The 17,780-nt window shown below is 58.9% G+C and carries 14 protein-coding genes and 1 pseudogene; 7 read left to right on the top strand and 8 right to left on the bottom strand.

The features are described 5' to 3' along the window. Positions 1-71 precede the first annotated feature (71 nt). Positions 72-1,863 (top strand): annotated as a pseudogene (locus V1289_RS46660) (adenylate/guanylate cyclase domain-containing protein). A gap of 219 nt (positions 1,864-2,082) precedes the next feature. Here V1289_RS46660 and V1289_RS46665 read toward each other — a convergent pair. After that, positions 2,083-2,925 carry a DUF1194 domain-containing protein gene (locus tag V1289_RS46665; protein ID WP_334406370.1) on the bottom strand — a complete coding sequence of 281 codons (843 nt, stop codon included), beginning with the start codon at positions 2,923-2,925 and terminating at the stop codon, positions 2,083-2,085. 310 nt (positions 2,926-3,235) lie between these two features. Here V1289_RS46665 and V1289_RS46670 point away from each other — a divergent pair, with 310 nt between their 5' ends. Further along, positions 3,236-4,168, top strand: coding sequence for an ornithine cyclodeaminase family protein (locus tag V1289_RS46670; protein WP_334406372.1), 933 nt, complete (start codon positions 3,236-3,238; stop codon positions 4,166-4,168). 193 nt (positions 4,169-4,361) lie between these two features. On the opposite strand, the gene V1289_RS46675 is transcribed toward V1289_RS46670, so the two are convergent. Together V1289_RS46675 and V1289_RS46680 are read right to left on the bottom strand one after the other, a co-directional pair. Beyond that, positions 4,362-5,417, bottom strand: coding sequence for a class I SAM-dependent methyltransferase (locus tag V1289_RS46675; protein WP_334406374.1), 1,056 nt, complete (start codon positions 5,415-5,417; stop codon positions 4,362-4,364). A gap of 242 nt (positions 5,418-5,659) precedes the next feature. Next, positions 5,660-5,953: a GYD domain-containing protein gene (locus V1289_RS46680; RefSeq protein ID WP_027548304.1), complete on the bottom strand. Its 294-nt coding sequence runs from the start codon at positions 5,951-5,953 to the stop codon at positions 5,660-5,662. A gap of 390 nt (positions 5,954-6,343) precedes the next feature. Between V1289_RS46680 and V1289_RS46685 the strand changes: the two genes are divergently transcribed. Next, a complete protein-coding gene (locus V1289_RS46685) occupies positions 6,344-6,781 on the top strand; it encodes a PaaI family thioesterase (RefSeq protein ID WP_334407942.1) in 438 nt (145 codons plus the stop codon). A 328-nt stretch (positions 6,782-7,109) separates the two neighbouring features. Here the strand turns inward: V1289_RS46685 and rclC are convergent, their stop codons facing one another. Continuing rightward, positions 7,110-7,736, bottom strand: a complete 627-nt coding sequence (rclC, locus tag V1289_RS46690) for a reactive chlorine resistance membrane protein RclC (RefSeq protein WP_334406376.1) — start codon at positions 7,734-7,736, stop codon at positions 7,110-7,112. An 826-nt stretch (positions 7,737-8,562) separates the two neighbouring features. Between rclC and V1289_RS46700 the strand changes: the two genes are divergently transcribed. Continuing rightward, complete coding sequence (locus tag V1289_RS46700) at positions 8,563-10,197, top strand: ABC transporter substrate-binding protein (protein WP_334406378.1); 1,635 nt, start codon at positions 8,563-8,565, stop codon at positions 10,195-10,197. Positions 10,198-10,273: 76 nt separating this feature from the next. Next, positions 10,274-10,525 carry a hypothetical protein gene (locus tag V1289_RS46705; RefSeq protein ID WP_334406380.1) on the top strand — a complete coding sequence of 84 codons (252 nt, stop codon included), beginning with the start codon at positions 10,274-10,276 and terminating at the stop codon, positions 10,523-10,525. A 242-nt stretch (positions 10,526-10,767) separates the two neighbouring features. On the opposite strand, the gene V1289_RS46710 is transcribed toward V1289_RS46705, so the two are convergent. Further along, positions 10,768-12,678 carry a S9 family peptidase gene (locus V1289_RS46710; protein ID WP_334406382.1) on the bottom strand — a complete coding sequence of 637 codons (1,911 nt, stop codon included), beginning with the start codon at positions 12,676-12,678 and terminating at the stop codon, positions 10,768-10,770. A gap of 100 nt (positions 12,679-12,778) precedes the next feature. On the opposite strand from V1289_RS46710, the gene V1289_RS46715 reads away from it, so the two are divergent. Continuing rightward, on the top strand, positions 12,779-14,014 hold the full coding sequence (locus tag V1289_RS46715; protein ID WP_334395308.1) for an IS701 family transposase: 1,236 nt from the start codon (positions 12,779-12,781) through the stop codon (positions 14,012-14,014). 761 nt (positions 14,015-14,775) lie between these two features. Here the strand turns inward: V1289_RS46715 and V1289_RS46720 are convergent. From V1289_RS46720 to V1289_RS46730, 3 genes are all read right to left on the bottom strand, one after another. Beyond that, on the bottom strand, positions 14,776-15,210 hold the full coding sequence (locus V1289_RS46720; protein ID WP_334406384.1) for a winged helix-turn-helix domain-containing protein: 435 nt from the start codon (positions 15,208-15,210) through the stop codon (positions 14,776-14,778). Between the two features lie 131 nt (positions 15,211-15,341). Continuing rightward, positions 15,342-16,226 (bottom strand): helix-turn-helix domain-containing protein, encoded by an 885-nt coding sequence (locus V1289_RS46725; RefSeq protein WP_334406386.1) that lies wholly within the window; start codon positions 16,224-16,226, stop codon positions 15,342-15,344. 201 nt (positions 16,227-16,427) lie between these two features. Then, positions 16,428-17,267, bottom strand: coding sequence for an SDR family NAD(P)-dependent oxidoreductase (locus V1289_RS46730; protein ID WP_334406388.1), 840 nt, complete (start codon positions 17,265-17,267; stop codon positions 16,428-16,430). Positions 17,268-17,496: 229 nt separating this feature from the next. On the opposite strand from V1289_RS46730, the gene V1289_RS46735 reads away from it, so the two are divergent. After that, positions 17,497-17,775, top strand: a complete 279-nt coding sequence (locus tag V1289_RS46735; RefSeq protein WP_334407944.1) for a winged helix-turn-helix transcriptional regulator — start codon at positions 17,497-17,499, stop codon at positions 17,773-17,775. Positions 17,776-17,780: the final 5 nt, after the last annotated feature.

The following is a 17,780-nucleotide window of genomic DNA, read 5'->3' on the forward strand; positions in this document are numbered from 1 at the left end:
CGGGCATCCCGTCAAAACGCATTTGGCACTGCCGTCCGATCCGTCGTACGGTGTGCTCTGGATTGCGCGCCATGGTGCAAGAGCAGGCAAACCGGGTCGGACGCAGGTTGTCGGCGATAGTGGCCGCCGACGTGGCTGGCTATTCGCGACCTCATGCACAATGACGAAGAGGCTACCCATGCCAAGCTGAGGGCGCTCCTCGCGGAAACTGTCGAGCCAGCAATCGCCGAACACGGCGGCCGCATTGTGAAGAACACCGGCGACGGGTTCTTGGCGGAGTTTCCGAGCGCAGTCGAAGCGGTTCGAGCTGCCATGCAGGTCCAGACCCGCATCAAGGAACTTACAATCGGTGAGGTGGAAGACAGGCGCATTGCATTCCGTGTTGGCATCAATATCGGCGACGTAATTGTCGAGCCGCATGACATCTTTGGAGACGGCGTCAACATAGCGGCACGGCTTGAAGGGATCGCCGAACCAGGCGGCATCTGCCTATCCTCCTCCGCCTACGATCAGGTTCGCGGCAAGGTCGCGGTCGAGTTCGCCGATCTGGGCGAGCAGAGCCTCAAGAATATTGCCCGCCCAGTCCGAGCCTATGCCGTGGTCTGGGGTGGATTTATTCGGGGCACAACGACTGAGGGTGCGATGCCGAGCACACCTCCCCCGTCACATCTGTCCATCGTGGTGCTGCCGTTCGCGAACATCGGCGGCGATCCCGAGCAAGACTATTTCGCCGATGGCGTGACCGAGAGCCTGACCACGGACCTATCGCGCATCAGGGACTCATTCGTGATCGCCAGCACCACTGCGTTGACGTTTAAGGGCAAAGCCGTCGACGTGAAGAAGGTCGGGCGCGAGTTGAACGTCCGCTACGTGCTCGAAGGCTCGGTGCAGCGGGGCGGCAACCGACTTCGGGTGAATGTGCAGCTGATCGACGCGAAAACCGGCAATCACCTTTGGGCCGAACGCTTCGACAAGCCTGTCGCCGACCTTTTCGATATGCAGGACGAAATCGTTTCGCGGCTCGCTAACACTCTCGATGCCCAGCTCATCGCGGCCGAGGCACGGTTAGCGCAACGTTCGCCGCATCCTGACGCGATGGACTTGTATTTTCAGGGCATCGCTTGCTTACACGAAGGGTTAACCAACGAACACTTGGCGCAAGCGCGTGGCTTTTTCGAACGTGCCTTGGCGCTCGATCCCGGCTGTGTCGAAGCACTGGTTGGCACCGCAATAGTTGACTTTAATAGGGGCGCTAACTTTTCTATTGACGACCGAGCTGCGCTGCTCGCGGCGGCCGAGGGGGCCTTAATCAAGGCTTTGTCCCTGGCTCCGCAATACGCCCCGGCCCACATGTATCTCGGCGCTGTGCATATTTTTACGGCCCGCGCGGGCCAAGGTATCGCCGAATGTGAGCACGCGTTGTCGCTGGATCGGAATTTAGCTAACGCCCATGGCTGGATTGGTCTTGCCAAGTATTTTCTTGCTCGCGCCGAGGAGACCGAGGCCCATGTCCATGAGGCGCTGCGCCTCTCTCCCCGGGATATCTGGGCCTACCGGTGGATGCTGTTTGTCGGCTGCGCCAACGTGCAGCTCAATGCCGACGCCGAGGCGGTCGTCTGGCTGCGCCGGAGCATCGAGGCCAACCGCAATTTCCCCCTCGCGCATTTCCATCTCGCCGTCGCGCTGGCGCTGCTTGGGTCGCTGGACGAGGCACGGGCCGCCGCGCAGGTAGGGCTTGCACTCGATCCAGGGTTCACCATCCGCCGCTTCCAACGCCAGCAACCGAGCCACAATCCGACTTACTTAACCAGACGCGAACGCTTCTATGAGGGCATGCGCTTGGCCGGAATACCCGAGGGCTAATGTCCGCTCCGGGTCATTCGCGTCATCTTAGCCGTCGGCGGACCACTTCCGATCCTCCCCCGGAAACGGACATCATCAGAGCCGGTCGGCATGTCTCAAACGTGCCACGAACGGACGTTAGCACCTCCAATGCCCCGGCGCGTGGGCGCTGGCTGCGACCATGATAAACTGTTGTCTAAAGTTTGTTCGTCCGGCGGCTTCGAATGATTGTCTCGACACTCACCGCCGCCCGCGCTCCTGCGATTTTTTTTCGCCGATCAGACAGGGCACCCGGGGCTCCTTCTCGGCGGCTGGGACGATCCCGCTCTCCGGCGTGAGGCCCGCAACTTCGAGAACAAGCTTGGTCCGGATCGCTTCCTGGAATTTTTCGCGATCTTTGATCGTTATGATGAAGGCGCCCGGCCCTCCGATCACGCAGTCCTCGTAATAGAGATCGAGGTTCTCGATATCGATCGTCGAAAGGGATGGCTCCTTCACCATGATCGGCAGGCCGTTGATGATGATGCCCTTCTCCAGGGCAGCGTCGCGCGCACCGGTTACGGGGGCTCCGTCGTTGTTCGGCCCATCGCCGGAAATGTCGATGACGCGCCGCAACCCGCGATACGGATTCTCTTCGAACAGCTGCAGTGCGAAATTAATCGCGCCGGAAATCGAGGTACTCGAACCTCGGCGGACCGGCGTTTTCATGATCTCGGCGGCCACGGCATCCGCCGATTCCGGGCCGTCGATCACGCGCCAAGGAATGATGATCTTCTCGTCGCCCGACATCGACCACTCGAAATAGGTCACGGCCACCTTGCTGCCCGGAACGGCCCTCAGCGCCTGAAGGAAGTCTTTCGACACGAGGGCCTGTGCATAGCCCTCGCGCTGAATGGCAAGTTCGTCCATATCCATCGAATAGGAGACGTCGACGGCGATAACGAGCTCGACATTGACGGATGATCCATTGTGTTTGGTATCGGCGAATCGAGATTTCGGGCTCGGCGCGGCAATGCCAGCAACGTCACCTCCGACTATCGTCCCCGCAACAAGCACCGCCCCGACCGAGACACACCAGCGCATGGCGGCCCTCCCGTCCTTTCGCGAGCATGGTGACACCCAAAACGCGCCCCGAAAAGCGGAAACACGCAATTGTCGTCCACGTTCGCAGCAATCGAGGCGGCAGACGTTTCGTTCCGGGTCAAAAGCGTTGCTTTGACGGTGCGCCGAGCACTTCCGGTCTGCCCCGATAAGCAGACATTTTCGGAGCCCGTCCGGACTTTGCATTGGGGCCAGATTCGGACATTGTCCTCACTCGTTTGGTGCTAGGATCAAACATAGACTTCCGGAAAATGCCTTTTCGCCTTGAGTGCGTCAGCGAGGGGAGGTTCCGATGGCGCTCACCTTATCCGAAGCAGCAATTGCCAGGGTTTTGAAATACGAGCAGCTTATACCTGCAATGGAAAAAGCGCTGTCAGCGTTTTCAGGCGGGAGCGTCATTCAGCCAGTGCGCAACATGCTCACAATCGAGGAAGGAAAGCGCTTTTTAGGCATCATGCCAGCGGTGTCGGAGGATGGGATGGGCGCCAAGTTAGTCTGCTTCTTTCCGAAGAACGCTGGTACGAATGTGCCGACACATCTGGCCATGATCATGTTGTTTGAGCCAGAAACAGGGAAGCCGTTGGCTTTTTTGGATGGACGGCTCATTACCGAAATGCGAACAGCGGCAGTCTCGGCAGCAGTGACAAGATATCTCGCTCCTGATGGCAGTAAGGTTCTAACATTGCTCGGAAGCGGAGTTCAGGCGCACGCACATCTGCAGGCCCTACGGCACATAGGTAATTTTGAAGAAGTGAGAGTATGGAGCCGTACAATGGATCATGCGCGGCGCTTTGCCGAACTACACAATGCAATAGCGATGGACCTCGAACCGGCTGTGCGAGGTGCAGATGTCCTGGTGACCGCAACAAACGCTGTAGAACCCTTCTTGAAGGGCGAGTGGCTGAAGCAAGGTGCACACGTGAACGCGGTCGGCTCTCCCCGCCCGACCTGGCGAGAACTCGACGATGCAGCCATGCATAACACGTTGGTTGTGGATTCCCGTGAAGCCGTGCTCAAAGAATCCGGCGACGTAATATTGTCTAAAGCTGCTATCTCTGCAGAAGCAGGAGAGCTCTTTGCCGGCTCGAAGAAATTGCAGCGGTCAGACACGACCATCTTCAAGTCAGTGGGAATCGCCATCGAGGATATCGCCACTGCGCGGCTCGTCTATGATGCCATTGAGGGTAGCTCAGCGCGGGAGGCTGTGACTGAGAGCCCATGGTAGAAGCAGGCCCTTTCCAGCTCCATTCTGAAAGTGCTTCCTATTTCGGGTTGGGGGTCAATCGCGGCACTTTTGCTGTATGCCGGTCACTTCCGGTTTGCACCCAACTCCGGACATGGCGCTGCACCGCAACAACCGACGCTATGTGCCAATTGCAGACTCATCAATCCGTCAGCGTGAAAACGGAAGCAGCGCTTTAGGGGCGCGCGGCGAAGAACACATTAGTCTGGTTCTTGATGTCGAGCTGCTGGAAGCGCGTGAAACCCGCTTCGCGAAAGAGCTTTTCCGTGCGCGCTGGCCCCATGCAGGTCCCAAGTCCAGGCCCTCCTTGCGCCAGCGATTGCGTCATGCAGTGGAACACGCTGAATCCATAATAGACGGTGCCAAGCGCGTTGATATTGTCCTCGAGCCTGTCGGCAGCCTTGGGCTCCATGGTGAACACGACACCGTTTGGTTTCAGCAGCGAGCGCATCTCGCGCAATGTGGTGTGAGGGGCTGCGAAGTCATGGACGCAGTCGCAGGCCGTGATCAGGTCGAAACCGCCGCTCGCATCAAGTTCGCGGGTGGACTGAGCGTGAAACTGCAGGCGCGGACCGATACGTTCTGCTGCGGCGGCCGCGCGTGCCCGTGCGATCGATTGCTCGTTTGGATCAACACCCACGACTTGGCAGTCGGGGAATGCCTTGGCGATCGCGATGCTGACCCGGCCAACTCCACAGCCAACGTCGAGCACGCGACCACCCAGTTTGAGGCGATCGACCACGTCGGGAAGCATGTCAAGCCATTGGCTGATGAGGCGGTGCTCATATTGACCGCAATTAAGCCAGTCGAGCGCTTCAATTCCATCGCTCCCTATCTCGTCGAATGCGACGCCTCCACCCTTCTCGAACGCCTCCGCGACCATAGGGGCAACACGCAGCAGCGCCGGCGCAATAAGAAATAGCCCACCCATGAAGTGATCCGTGCCTTCAGAGGCAAGCAGAAAGGCCCTCTCATCGACCAATTCAAAGGTCTCGGCCGCCGGGTCATAGGCAAGATACCCTGCGCAAGCCATTCCCTTGAGCCACTCCTCCACATACCGGGGCTGCAGCCGGGAAACTTGGGCCACTTGTACAGCGGTCATTGGCCCCTTACCGGCCATCGCGCGAAACAAGCCGCGTTTGACGCCCACGTAGGCCATGCCGACCGCCATCGTTCCGGCCATGTCAGCGTAAACCTTATCGGCAAATGCCCTGACCCTCGTCTTATCCATGGCCATCTCCAGAGCAACGACTACGAAGCACGGAAAATGAATTGCCAAGCACCAGGCAGGGCGAGATTACTCCTGTTCCGCTGAACGTCAAACGCTGCCATCTTCCGGTTACGAGCGTCGCCCTCTGCGATAGACGGCGGCCTGTCGATTTCCGCCATACCCCCATTCGCGACCGGGGACGTGTGGCGATGCAATAGATCGCGAAGGGCCAACAACGGACCTTGGTTTTGATTTGCGCTAGCTTACGCAAGTCCCGCGATGATCTTGTCAACGTCCGCTTCCGGGAACACCTTGACCGAAGTCGTCCGTACGTTCCCGATGGCGGCCAGCGACAAGAGAAACTTGGCCATGGCCTCATCGTCGGTGGCCTCGGTGTGGATGATGAGGTCATATGTTCCCATGGCGAGATAGCCGGCCTTGATGTCAACGCCAAACTTTTTGCCCAACTCCCTGGCGGCCGCTCGACGCTGCGGCATTTCCTTGATGGTCCGAACACCTTGCTCGGTGAAATTGCAGAGAAGCATGTACGTGGACATGGCGGTTCTCCTTTGACAAAGAAGCAATGGACTTAACGGGTCCACGTCGTGGATTATGCCACACTGCCTGACCCCGCCCAACCACCAAGATCCCCTCAGGGCGGCTCGAAGCGGCTAGGGGTCAAAATTGCGGAGAACTCAGTGTGAGCAAATCTAGTCCGCTATAGCCCCGAGTCCGTACCTCGACGAGGCGCACGGCCATTTCGCTGATGGGCCAATTCCGGCTTATGCACCGCAGCGAGCTACGTCTTAGTCTGATCACCTCGTCGGCAGTGGAAACCACCTCTCTCTTGGGCGGCACTTGGATGCCGAACCATGGGTGCGATTGTTTCTTGCGGATCGTCAGCGAATGGCACAGGTTTTCGCCAAGAACGGAGGTCGCGCATGACCATGAACAGCATCGGTATCCCCGAAGGTTTCGAACCGCACTTCCGTAAGAGCCCTTTCACCGATCCTTGGGAACCGCTCTATTCGAAGCGGACGGACAAAGCCGTGATCATCGGACTACGGCTGGCCAAGCCGCACACCAATGCGCGTGGCAACGTTCATGGCGGGCTGATCTCCGCGCTTGCTGACAACGCGATGGGCTATAGCTGCGCACAGGCGATTGGCTGGGCATCGTCGCTGGCGACGATCACTCTTGTGGTCGACTTCACCGGCATCGCGCAGATCGGGCAATGGCTCACCGTGGACAGTGAGGTGATCAAAACCGGCAGAACGATCTGCTTCGCGCAAAGCTTAATCAAGGCCGATGTCAGTGTAATCGCTCGGGCGAACGCCACGTTTCGCGTGGTGCCGAAGCATGAGGGTGACACTCATCCCCGTTAGCCGTTAAGCGGTCCAAGGCATGCTGAAGCGAAGTCTGGACTGCCCTCAATACCGGACGAGCAGCAGGCGATGAAGTTGGTCGGCTCGGGGCCAGACTCGGACATCGGAAGGACTCTGCCCCATCACGAAGGTCAGGCAGGCGGCCGCAACAGCGGGGTGCTTTGAGCAACAGTACGTCAGGACCGAACGCCACGGGCTCCGCTGGCGTAGCACTCGAACAGTGCCCCGCGCCCGCCGGAGCAGTGGAACATCCCGGGCACCATGAACGGCCGGGCCTAGCTCTGGTCCGCCGCGATGCGCTTGCGCGAGGGGTTCGCGTTGGCTGCGTTCACTCGGCCGGGGCAATGGAGGTCTTGCTGGCGGTCATCGTCTGAAGTTTGGCGAAAGGGCGCGCCTCAAGGCAGGCGCGGGCGCTGTCAGCCATGATCAGCAGGCCGCCGGCCAGCAGCATGACATCCTTCAGCACGAGCCGCCCGCCGCCTGACAGATAAGGGAAGCCGTGCTGCGCACCGCCAAGCGCAGAGACCCACGCGTCTGGCGTCGTGATCAGGAACGACAACGTCACGAACGGCGTCAGGAACGAGAGCGTCGCGCCCACGATGCCCCATCGGCGCGAGAACACGCCCAGCAGCGTCAGCAGGCCGATCATTATCTCCATGGTTCCGAGCCCGTCGGAAAAGCCGTAGGTATTATTGGCGGTCTGCCAGGCCCGCTCGGCCGGCTTCAACTCGCCCTCGCGCGTGAGGTGCGCCTTGTACTCGGTTGGATGCTCGTAGAAGAACGACATAAACGGGCTGTTGGCGACGAAGGGCGTGATGCTGTCGGCTTCATAGGGCGCGAATTTGAGCGCGCCGATCCACAAGAAGACGATCGCGATGGCGACGCGCATCAGCGGGATGCCGACCCGATCGGAATGAGCGATCCAGGAAAGCGGCAGACGAAGATAGCCGATCATGAGTTCTCCTCAGGTGTTGGAGTTGATTTCGGCGGCGGCGTCGAATGCGTCGAGCGCACGGGTGGAATATCCGCGAGCACGTCGGCGTTGACGTTGCCGAAGGTCGTCTCCGGCTTATGCTTGTTGCCGTCGTAGAAGGCCTTCGGTATTCATTTCAAGATCAATATTCATTGCACGACTCCTGGCGATTGATCTTGAGAGAAGATCGCCAATGCGAAAGCGACTTTTACAGAGGTGTTCGACATGAGGAAGTTCCACTATGTTCACGAGAACGCCGAATGCGTGAAGCCGAGGTAGGTTCGTCAGTCCGCCGGCGCCATTAATTTTAAATTTAGAAAACACTTCGGTGCGGGCGTCCGAGCGGGAAAGCATTTGTACTGAAAGTGGGTGACCGAGGAACGAAGAATTCCTTGCCTGGGCGGGGCTTCATTCATCAGAGGAGGGTTGCTCGATCAGGTCGGCGGCCGTGGGGCGCCTTATCTGGCGAGACCATTCACTCCGACCAAAGCCTTGGCCGCAGCGCACAGCCAATGTCGCTGTTGGGTCAAAAGGCGACGTCGGCCGGCGACCGGGCTAGGTCCGCTTTGCCTCCGACAACGGACATCGACCATTGCCGGACTGATGTCCGTTAGGTGCCAACAGGAGACATCGCGCCCCTTGTAAGCATTCCGGCAATCGATGTATTCTTTTGTTCAAGAGCTGCCACCGGGACGTGCCGAAATCCCTGGGAATTGCAAGAGGCAGCGCTGGTGCTGTCGGCAGGCGTCGTAGCTTTATTCTTCACAACTGCACGTACTCAATTGCGCGGCCACGCTTGGGTACCGTCATGAAATTTTCACGCCGCTTGCATCTATCGGCGAGTAGTCCGGTGAAGCAGTATTTGAGTTGCCTTGCAGCTGGCTCACTGCTGTTGGCGCTTTCTGCCGGCCATCCAGCCTGGGCGCAGAAGCGCGGCGGCATCCTGCGGCTCGCGAGCCCGGCCAGCCCCGCCAACATGTCGATCCTCGAGACGGCGACCATCGTTGCCGAGATGCCGATGATGGGCGTGTTCAACAATCTCATCGTGTTCGACCAGCACAAGCCGCAGGTCAGCCTCGACACGATAGTCCCCGATCTGGCGACAAACTGGTGGTGGAACAAGGACGACACCGCGCTGACCTTCCAGCTGCGTCAGGACGTCAAATGGCATGACGGCAAGCCGCTCACCGCCGCCGATGTCAAGTGCACCTGGGACCTGCGGCTCGACAAGGTGCCCGACAAGCTGCGGCTCAACCCGGGCAAGGCCGCATATGAGAACCTAGCCGACGTAACGACCAACGGTGATTACGAGGTCACTTTCAAACTAAAACGGCCGCAGCCAGCTTTCCCGATGCTGCTTGCCGGCGGATTCGCCGCGATCTATCCGTGCCACATGACAGCGACGCAGATGCGCCAGCATCCGATAGGCACCGGCCCATTCAAATTTGTCGAGTTCAAGCCCAATGACAGCATAAAAGTCACCCGCAACCCGGATTACTGGAAAAAGAACCGGCCGTATCTCGACGGGATCGAATACACCATCATCCAAGAGCCCTCGACTGCGGACCTGGCGTTTGTTTCCGGGAAGTTCGATATGACATTCCCGTTTGAACTCTCAGTTGCCCGCTACAACAACATGCGCGAGCGGGTGCCGACCGCGGTGTGCGAGCTGTCGCCCGGCACTCTTAGCACCCACTTGCTGATCAACCGTGCCCAGCCGCCGTTCGATAATCCCGATCTGCGGCAGGCGATGGCGCTGACGATCGATCGCAAGGCTTATGTCGATACGCTCGGCCAGGGCGAAGGCGAGATCGGCGGCATTTTGCAGCCACCTCCGGCTGGGTTGTGGGGCATGCCTCCGGAACAGATCGCCGACCTGCCGGGGTACGGCCTCGATGTGCAGAAGAACCGAGAAGAGGCGCTCACCCTGGTGCGAAAACTCGGCTACGGCCCCGACAACCGGCTCAAGATCAAAGTGACGACGCGTGACTGGTCGATGTATCGCGACCCGGCGGTGCTGCTGATCGATCAGCTGAGGCAGATCTACATCGACGGCGTACTCGACCTCGTCGACACGGCGCAGTACTTCCCGAAGATCCAGCGCAAGGAATACTCGGTCGCGCTCAACGTACAGACGGCGGGGCCTGATCCCGACCCGATTGTACAGCAGTTCTACGGCTGCGGCTCGAACCTCAACTGGGACAACTATTGCAATCCCGAGATGGACAAGATGATCGAGGCGCAATCACGCGAGGGTGACGCGGCCAAGCGCAAGCAGATCCTATGGACGATCGAGCGCAAACTGGCCAACGATAATGTGCGGCCGATCATTTTCTACCGCCGCGGCGGCACCTGCGAGCGCCCCTATGTCAAGGGCCTGACGATTATGGTGAACAGCACCTTCAACAGCTGGCGCATGGAGGATGTCTGGCTCGACAAGTAGATGGATCCGCTCACAAATAACGCCGGCGCTAATCCAGCCAATCCTGCCGAGGTGGCGGTGAGCCCGGTCAGCGTACGTGATTGCGGGCGCGATCGATCGCGCCGTCGCGTCCTTCGCCCGTCCTCTCGCTCGCTATCTCGCCCGCTTCTTCCAGGGCGCGAGGGCCGGCGATCTTCCGATCGAGATGCCGACCCATTTCGAGCTTGCCTTCAATTTCAGGACCGCCAAGGCGCTCGGCCTCGCTGTGCCGCCCACGCTCCTCTCGCTCGCGCCGACGAGGTCATCGAATACCGCTCGCCAATTTCCGGTAAGGGTCTTGGCTGTGTGAAAACGCGACGGCGCGCAAATTGCAGAGAAAAGCATTCCTTCTGACGCCGCTTCTGAGACTACGGAGAGCATACTGCGCTCCAGTGCCGCGTGATCTGAGAAGTAGATTCTCCAGCGTTCGCAAGATTTCACGTTTTCACACAGCCAGGGTCAAAAGCTGAAAAGCTCAATGGGAGCATATGTTTTCCGCTCTGCCCCCAACAACGGACATAGAGCGACCACGGCGGTATGTCCGCCGCGACATCACGATGTAAGCGGAGCCCGTGTCAGGTTCATGGAATAGAACAGAAGCTCCGCTTCAAGCGCCTGGCGAAGATGTGCCGACTGACGAAATCCGTGCTTCTCGTCCTGGAATATAAGCAGACAGGTCGGGATATTTCGGCGTCGAAGCGCCGAATACATCCTTTGAGCCTGATTGATCGGCACGACCTGATCGTCCTTACCGTGGAGGAATATCACTGGAGCGGACAGCCTATCGGTGAAATTGATCGGCGAACGGTCGTAGTAAAGTGCGCTGTTCGGCCTAAACGGCTCGATAAGCCAGTCGGTGTAATGCAGCTCGAATTTATGAGTCTCGGTGGCGAGTGCGATCAGATCACTGATTCCGTAGTAGCTCGCACCGACGGCAAATTCGGTATGAAAAGTGAGCCCGCACAACGTCGTATAGCCGCCAGCGCTGCCGCCCGTGACCGCCAACCTTCCGCCGTCGACATCGCCACGAGCGGCAAGGAATTTCGCGCCCGAAATGCAATCCGCGACGTCAATAACACCCCACTGACCGTAAAGCCTTTCCCGGTATTTCCTTCCATACCCGGTGCTTCCGCGATAATTCACGTCAAGAACACCGAATCCCCGACTGGTCCAGAATTGTACCGAAAAATTGAGCGCCGAATCGGTCGCGGTGGTCGGCCCGCCATGGCTCTTCACGAGCAAGGGAGGTCTTTCCGAAGCTGGCGCCTGCCAGTCCGGATTGTACGGACGATAATAAAAGGCGTGGGCGATGTCGCCGTTGCTAGTCGGAAATTCGATCGGTTGCGGCGTCGAAAAGTAGTTTTGGAATTTTTGCAAGCTGTCTGATGGAACCAAAAGCTTGATCGGCGAAACCGCTCCCGTGTTCACATCGACGGTCGCGATTGCCGGCGGCGAGGTCATTGTGGCACAACGCAGCACTATGGTTGTTGCCGACGCATGCACACCCGACAAGGAGGAAAATTCCATCGGATAGTCGTGAGCGTTCAGTGTCGGTATTTCTAACCAGCCCAGGCGCCATGTACCGTTTTGGACAAACGAGTAGATCAGAATGTCTGGTGACGTAAACGCGTAGGTTGAAAGACCGAGTTGCCACTGAGGGACACCGAATTCCGCGTCTCGAGCTAGGACCCGCTCCACGCCGGAGGCGTTCCAACGGTATAGGTTCCAGAAATCCGTGCGGTCGGAAATGAAGTAAAGCCTCCCGTCTGGCGACCATTGGGGTTGAAATAACGATTCGGAACCGCCTTGGACGATCTGTTTGTCTGTCAGCGTGCCCGCCTGATCGAGACCTGCTACATTCAGATAAGTGGAAGTCCACGGCATGTTTGGATGTTGCCAGCTCAGCCACGCAAGTCTTGACCCATCCACGTTGAGCGTCGGCGACGAGTAGAAGTCACATCCGCTATCGAGCGTTGCTTCGCGGCCCGTAGCGATGTCGATGGCGACCAGCGTATGGATCGCTTTGATGACGTCGCCGTTCGGATGCTCCTCCCTTATTGCGATCAGTCGATTTCGTGCGGCGTCGACGCAAATATCTGCAAACAAGCTTTTCGCACTAGACGTGATTTTCGTCGGCGCGCCGCCCGCGACCTGTTGGTAGATTTGATTGTCGCCGAAATTGACGAAATACACGACGTTGTTGCTGACGGCATAGGCGCCCCCACCGTAACTATAGACCTGCGATCTCACGTTGAAGGGGGACGGCGTAATGTCTCTGATCGTGCCGTCGGCGGCTCTGGCCACCACGACGTTGCGGCCCTTCTCGAGGGGTCTCCCCTCGATCCAGTAGATATTGTCGCCGTCAATCCGCGGCTCCGAGAGTGACCCGGTTTCGGCCACGGCCGCGTCGGCTGTGATGGGGGAGATCCATGATCCGAAATTCCCGGTCTGCTGACTCACCATAAATCTTCTCCGTCGCAGTTGGGTTCAAGAACACCCGAATACTCGCGCGCCCTAGCACTACAGTTGCCTTTTATGCAGTTTTCTGAATCCATGGGCAACCATGATTCGAAGATCGTGGACGCGGCCAGCGTCGATTGAAGAGACGCTTGCGCTGTGGGCGGCGTCGCTTCGTGAGATCAAGCAACGGATACGTCCGTTGTTCAATCAAGAGCGTGTTGCGAGGAATGCAGGCTTGTTTCTGGAAAGCCTGCTCGGAGATGAGCAACGCAAGACCGGTTGGATGCGCGCGGAGGCAGCTGGCGATCCCGGTCCTTGGCGGCAACAGGCGATCCTGGGTCGCAGGGATTGGGATGCTGATGGTCTGCGCGATATCGTCCGCGATTATGTCATCGAGCATTTGGCGGATGACGATGCGGTGCTCGTGATCGACGAGACCGGCTTTCTCAAGCAAGGCAAGGCGTCGTGCGGGGTGGCGCGGCAATACACTGGTTCCGCCGGCAAGATCACGAACTGCCAGATCGGCGTCTTCGCCGCCTACGTGTCGCGCCACGGTCATGCGTTCATCGATCGCGCGCTGTATCTTCCGAAGGAATGGACCGACGATCCAGATCGTCTGGAAGCCGCATATGTGCCTCCCGGTGCCGGCTTTGCGACCAAGCCAAAGCTTGCAACGAGCATGATCGCACGCGCCATAGCCGCGTCTGTACCATTCAAGTGGGTTGCCGGTGATACTGTCTACGGTGTTGGCGATATCGAACAGCAATTACGCCGGGCAGGCAAAGGCTACGTGCTCGGGGTCAGCAGCGCTCATGTATTTCAATCCTGGGGCAAGCGGCGATCGGTCGCCGGCAAGGCCGCGGACATCGCTCGGACGCGGCGCGCGTCCGATTGGAAACGCCTGTCGGCAGGGGCCGGAACCAAAGGACCGCGGCTGCACGATTGGTGCTATCTCGAATTGGCCGATCTCGAGGTCGAAGAATTTTACAGCGCAAATCATGGTCTTTGGACACGAGGTCTGCTGATCCGTCGTCGTATCGCCGATGGCGATCTCGCCTTCTTCACCACCTGGTGTCCAGCGGGAACATCCATCGAAACGCTGGTGGCGGTCGAAGGCCATCGGTGGGCGATCGAGGACAGCTTTGAGACCGCGAAAAACGAGTTCGGGCTCGATCACAACGAGAGCAGATCCTGGCATGGGTGGCATCGCCACGTTTCCCTGGTGATGCTCGCCTTCGCCATGATGGCGGTGATCCGCCATCGCGCCAATTCGCCGCCGCCCAAAAAAACGAAACGCCGAACCACGGCAAAACTCAAAATATCACCAATCCGTCATTGATCCGTTGGTCAATCCAGGAAGTCCGCCGCATCGCCATCAGGCTCGCCCGAAAGCGGATCCAACCCGCACACATCATCGCATGGTCACTCTGGCGCAGAGCTCACCAGGCCGCCGCCCAACGGGCCCACTTCAAAAAACGACAACTGTAATGCTAGGCCGCAAGACGGGCTGAATGACGACCGATTACATAGGCCGTGATCGGCGCCGTTCGATCTTTCAAGTCGAGTTGGCGCGTCTGCAGCCCCGCGGGATTGCAGCCTGCAGCGGCCAACGCGGCTGATCAGCGCCTCTGCTGGCGCCGCCATGCTGGAGAGGCGAGAAGCGACAGTGACGTTGCCCCGAGCGGCCGCACGTCATGCTATCCCGCCCTCAGCGCGAGCCACAAACCTGCAATATCAAACGCTCTTGCGCCTTCGCTCCCGCCACGGACGCCGAGTTGCCCGACCCCGGACCAATCCTCGAAGTAAGGAATGAGTGCATGAGTGAACACGCCGTCCTAACGCGCCGACCAACGCTGCCATAGGATATTCGCTTTTGATGGCAAAAGGCACCGGCCGCGCTGTTTTTAACTTAACTACTGTCAATGTCGGCTGCCAAGACGAAGCGGTAGTTACGCAAGTGGCAGATGTCGCTTAATGGGTCAAAAACGGAAGTGGCCCCGCTTGAACGGCATGTCCGTTCTACCCTCAAGAGCAGACATCGTCCGGCCAACCCGGCATGGCCGTTTCGTGCCAGAAGGCGACCTTGTGCTGATGGTGGGTTCAGCGCAAACGCACGCTCCGAAGCTTTGACGACCGTCGATGGGTGTTCGGCGAAACAGGCGCACCGCGCAGTCTAGCTTTCATGTGCCAGTCGCTGACGTGTTCCGTGCTGTCTTCGAGACGAACGACCGATCCTACGAACGAGTAGCCTCTTCCTTTAACGTTGGCGATATATCTGTTGCCGAACTGGCCATCCCTGAGTGCCTTGCGGATGGCGGCCACGTGGACCCGGAGGCTGCCCTCCTCCACGGTGACGTTCGGCCAGACATGATCAATGAGCTGGTTCTTTCCGATGACCTCGCCTGGACGTTCGGCGAGATAGACCAAAATATCAAGCGCCCGACTACCAAGGGGAAGCGTGACACCGTTGCACCATAGCACCCTCTTGCTACCCGAAAGCTCAAACGGACCAAATCTCAACGTTTTATGCATCATGGCTAGAGCAACCCGGCATCGCAACTTGCATCGTCTACGGCGCACTTTAGTGTCAAGTAATTGCGCCGTATGCACCGTGTTTGCTGTTGTTTAGACCCTTTTTGCTCAACCCTCTTGACTTGGGCTGACAGCTACGAGCCGAACTCACGGCGATACATCGCGGGAGTCAAACCCGTGGCCCGCCGGAACGCGCGGGTAAAGCTCGATTGCGAGGAAAATCCGCACATGAAGGCCATCTCTGCCATCGATGTGCCCCCCGCCGCGATCATTGTCTTTGCCCACTCCAGCCGCCTTTGGCTGACGTAGCGATGCGGAGGCATGCCTACTGCGGCAGAAAACGCGCGCGTGAAGTAAAAGATGCTGAGAGACGCGACGTTGGCGAGATCGGCAACCGCGATATCGTCAGCAAGATGCTTCTCGACATAGTCAAGAACACGCCTCAGGCGTCGCTCATCGAGCCGGCGACGTCGTTCAATCGGCAAGCGGACGGAACCAGCATCCCAATGCGCGTGTAGCAATCTTGCAGCAAGCAGCAGAGAGGCCGTTTCCACGAACAAGCGTCCAGCAGCGGTAGGGGTCATCATCTCTGATAACACCGACAAGCCAATCTGATTGACGACTTCGTCCTGCTCGCCGCACACGTAGCGAACAGACCGATCGAGCGCTGCAGGAAGACCGTAGTAATCGCCAAGTTGCGTAAAGACGCTGGCGGTCAAGTGTAAGTTCAAAACTCGAATCGTTTTGGCAGTGATGGTGTAGCCCTCATCATACTTGCCGCCTCTTGGTTTGACCCAGACGAGGCCCGGTATGTGCTCCGACAACCGCCAGCTTCCACCGATTCTGCAGCCGGAGGTGCCTTCCGATCCATCAAGCACGATTGTGATTTTGGTCTCCGGCTCAGCGGGGTGCGCCCCTTCTCCGCGACCATAGGAACGGACCTCGGCGAAAAGATTCGACCAACCCAACTCGGACGACGACTGCAGCATGTCGTATCGCTGATCTTGCACTTTTTGCACGCAGTTCCTCCGCGACCAGTCTATGGCTAGTTGGCGATCACTCTTGAAGCCGCTACACCGGTGAGACCGCTACCTATCGTAGTACCGCTACCTCTCATGGGCTTGCGCATCATTGTCAACTTGGGGGTAGTTGGGTCTTCTATATACTCACGTAGGTGCGCATGACTCCGCGGAGGTCTGCAATGGCACTTGGCCCTAACGTCACCGGAGGCTGGCGTGGAGTTCCGGCGGCCCGCCCAACCTGTATCGCAGCGAGAGCGGAGTGCTGCCGTCGATGTCGGTGACGCCGAACTGCGCGCCCAGCTCGGCACCGATCAAGGCCCTGCCCGAATAGTGCATGAGATCGCCGGACGCGTAGAGGGCTGCGATTACCCGGCCCGTGAACTGCGGCGATTCCCGCTTGGCCGTCGGTCTCGCTTCGGGCGGCAAGCTGGCGATGTACGCACGGACGCGTTCGGTATCGAGTCCACCCATCCAGATCGAGACGGCGGCGACGTTGTGGGGACGCAACTCCTTCGCCATGTCCGCCGCCATCTTGTCGGCGCCCGCCTTCTGCGCACCATAGACGGGGCTGTGATAATAGGCGACCGCCCCATAATGCCCCGTATTGACGATCAGCCCACGGCCATTCGCGATCAACAAGGGTGCAGCATAGAAGCTGGCCACGAAATGCGATCGCAGCCCGATCGTTATCAGATCGGCCGCCTCCAACGGCTTCTCCCAGAACCCGCCGGGCAGTGTCATGCCGACCTTCACCGCGTTGTTGACCAGCACGTCGAGGCGGCCATGATCGCGTCCCACCCGAGCGAACAGCTCTGCTACGGCCTCGTCATTGGAATGATCGATGCAGATCGGGATGCCCTTGCCGCCGGCTTCGCTGACAAGCGCCGCCGTCTCCGCCACCGTGCCGCCATAGGGCGAGTCATCGGGCATCTGGCTGCGTCCAGTCACATATACGGTCGCGCCGGACTGTCCAAGTGCGATGGCGATGCCCTTGCCCGCTCCCCGGCTGCCTCCCGTAACTACGGCCACCATATTCATGATCCATCCTCGCGATGTTTCGGCGCAAGCCTGACGGCAGGCACCAGTTTTCGTGTCCAAATGCCCGGCCATGAAGGCCGAACTGCTTCCGCGGAGGATAGAGGACGTGGTATTCAAAGCGCAAGAACGCACCAAAAAGTGCAATACACCCCTTTAGGTAACTATGGCCAAAACTTCCCAAACCTCCTCGCAGATATGTTCCACAGCGGAGCTGGAGGACGCCTTGAAGGTGCTTGAAGGCCGATGGAAAGCACTCATCATATTCCATCTTTTTCGCGCGCCGGTGCTCCGGTTTTCGGAACTGCGCCGCGCAATTCCCGACGTCTCTCAAAAGATGCTGATCCAGCAACTCCGCGATCTGGAACGGAACGGCGTCGTTGTCCGCAAGGTTTACCCTGAAATGCCTCCCAAGGTGGAGTATGCGCTGACAGCGGAAGGATTGGCCCTGCGCCCGGCGCTGGTTGCACTTAAGTTGTGGGCAGCGTCACGGAAGCGAAATCGCCTTTGAATCCG

Source organism: Bradyrhizobium sp. AZCC 2289 (genome assembly GCF_036924615.1).
In the GTDB taxonomy this organism is placed as follows: domain Bacteria; phylum Pseudomonadota; class Alphaproteobacteria; order Rhizobiales; family Xanthobacteraceae; genus Bradyrhizobium.

Bases quoted from the DNA above. Each gene is read 5' to 3' on its own strand.
- V1289_RS46715 (WP_334395308.1), top strand. From the start codon at position 12,779: ATGATTCGAAGATCGTGGACGCGGCCAGCGTCGATTGAAGAGACGCTT.
- rclC (WP_334406376.1), bottom strand. From the start codon at position 7,736: ATGATCGGCTATCTTCGTCTGCCGCTTTCCTGGATCGCTCATTCCGAT.
- V1289_RS46685 (WP_334407942.1), top strand. From the start codon at position 6,344: ATGAACAGCATCGGTATCCCCGAAGGTTTCGAACCGCACTTCCGTAAG.
- V1289_RS46720 (WP_334406384.1), bottom strand. From the start codon at position 15,210: ATGATGCATAAAACGTTGAGATTTGGTCCGTTTGAGCTTTCGGGTAGC.
- V1289_RS46670 (WP_334406372.1), top strand. From the start codon at position 3,236: ATGGCGCTCACCTTATCCGAAGCAGCAATTGCCAGGGTTTTGAAATAC.
- V1289_RS46710 (WP_334406382.1), bottom strand. From the start codon at position 12,678: ATGGTGAGTCAGCAGACCGGGAATTTCGGATCATGGATCTCCCCCATC.
- V1289_RS46700 (WP_334406378.1), top strand. From the start codon at position 8,563: ATGAAATTTTCACGCCGCTTGCATCTATCGGCGAGTAGTCCGGTGAAG.
- V1289_RS46675 (WP_334406374.1), bottom strand. From the start codon at position 5,417: ATGGATAAGACGAGGGTCAGGGCATTTGCCGATAAGGTTTACGCTGAC.
- V1289_RS46730 (WP_334406388.1), bottom strand. From the start codon at position 17,267: ATGAATATGGTGGCCGTAGTTACGGGAGGCAGCCGGGGAGCGGGCAAG.
- V1289_RS46680 (WP_027548304.1), bottom strand. From the start codon at position 5,953: ATGTCCACGTACATGCTTCTCTGCAATTTCACCGAGCAAGGTGTTCGG.
- V1289_RS46665 (WP_334406370.1), bottom strand. From the start codon at position 2,925: ATGCGCTGGTGTGTCTCGGTCGGGGCGGTGCTTGTTGCGGGGACGATA.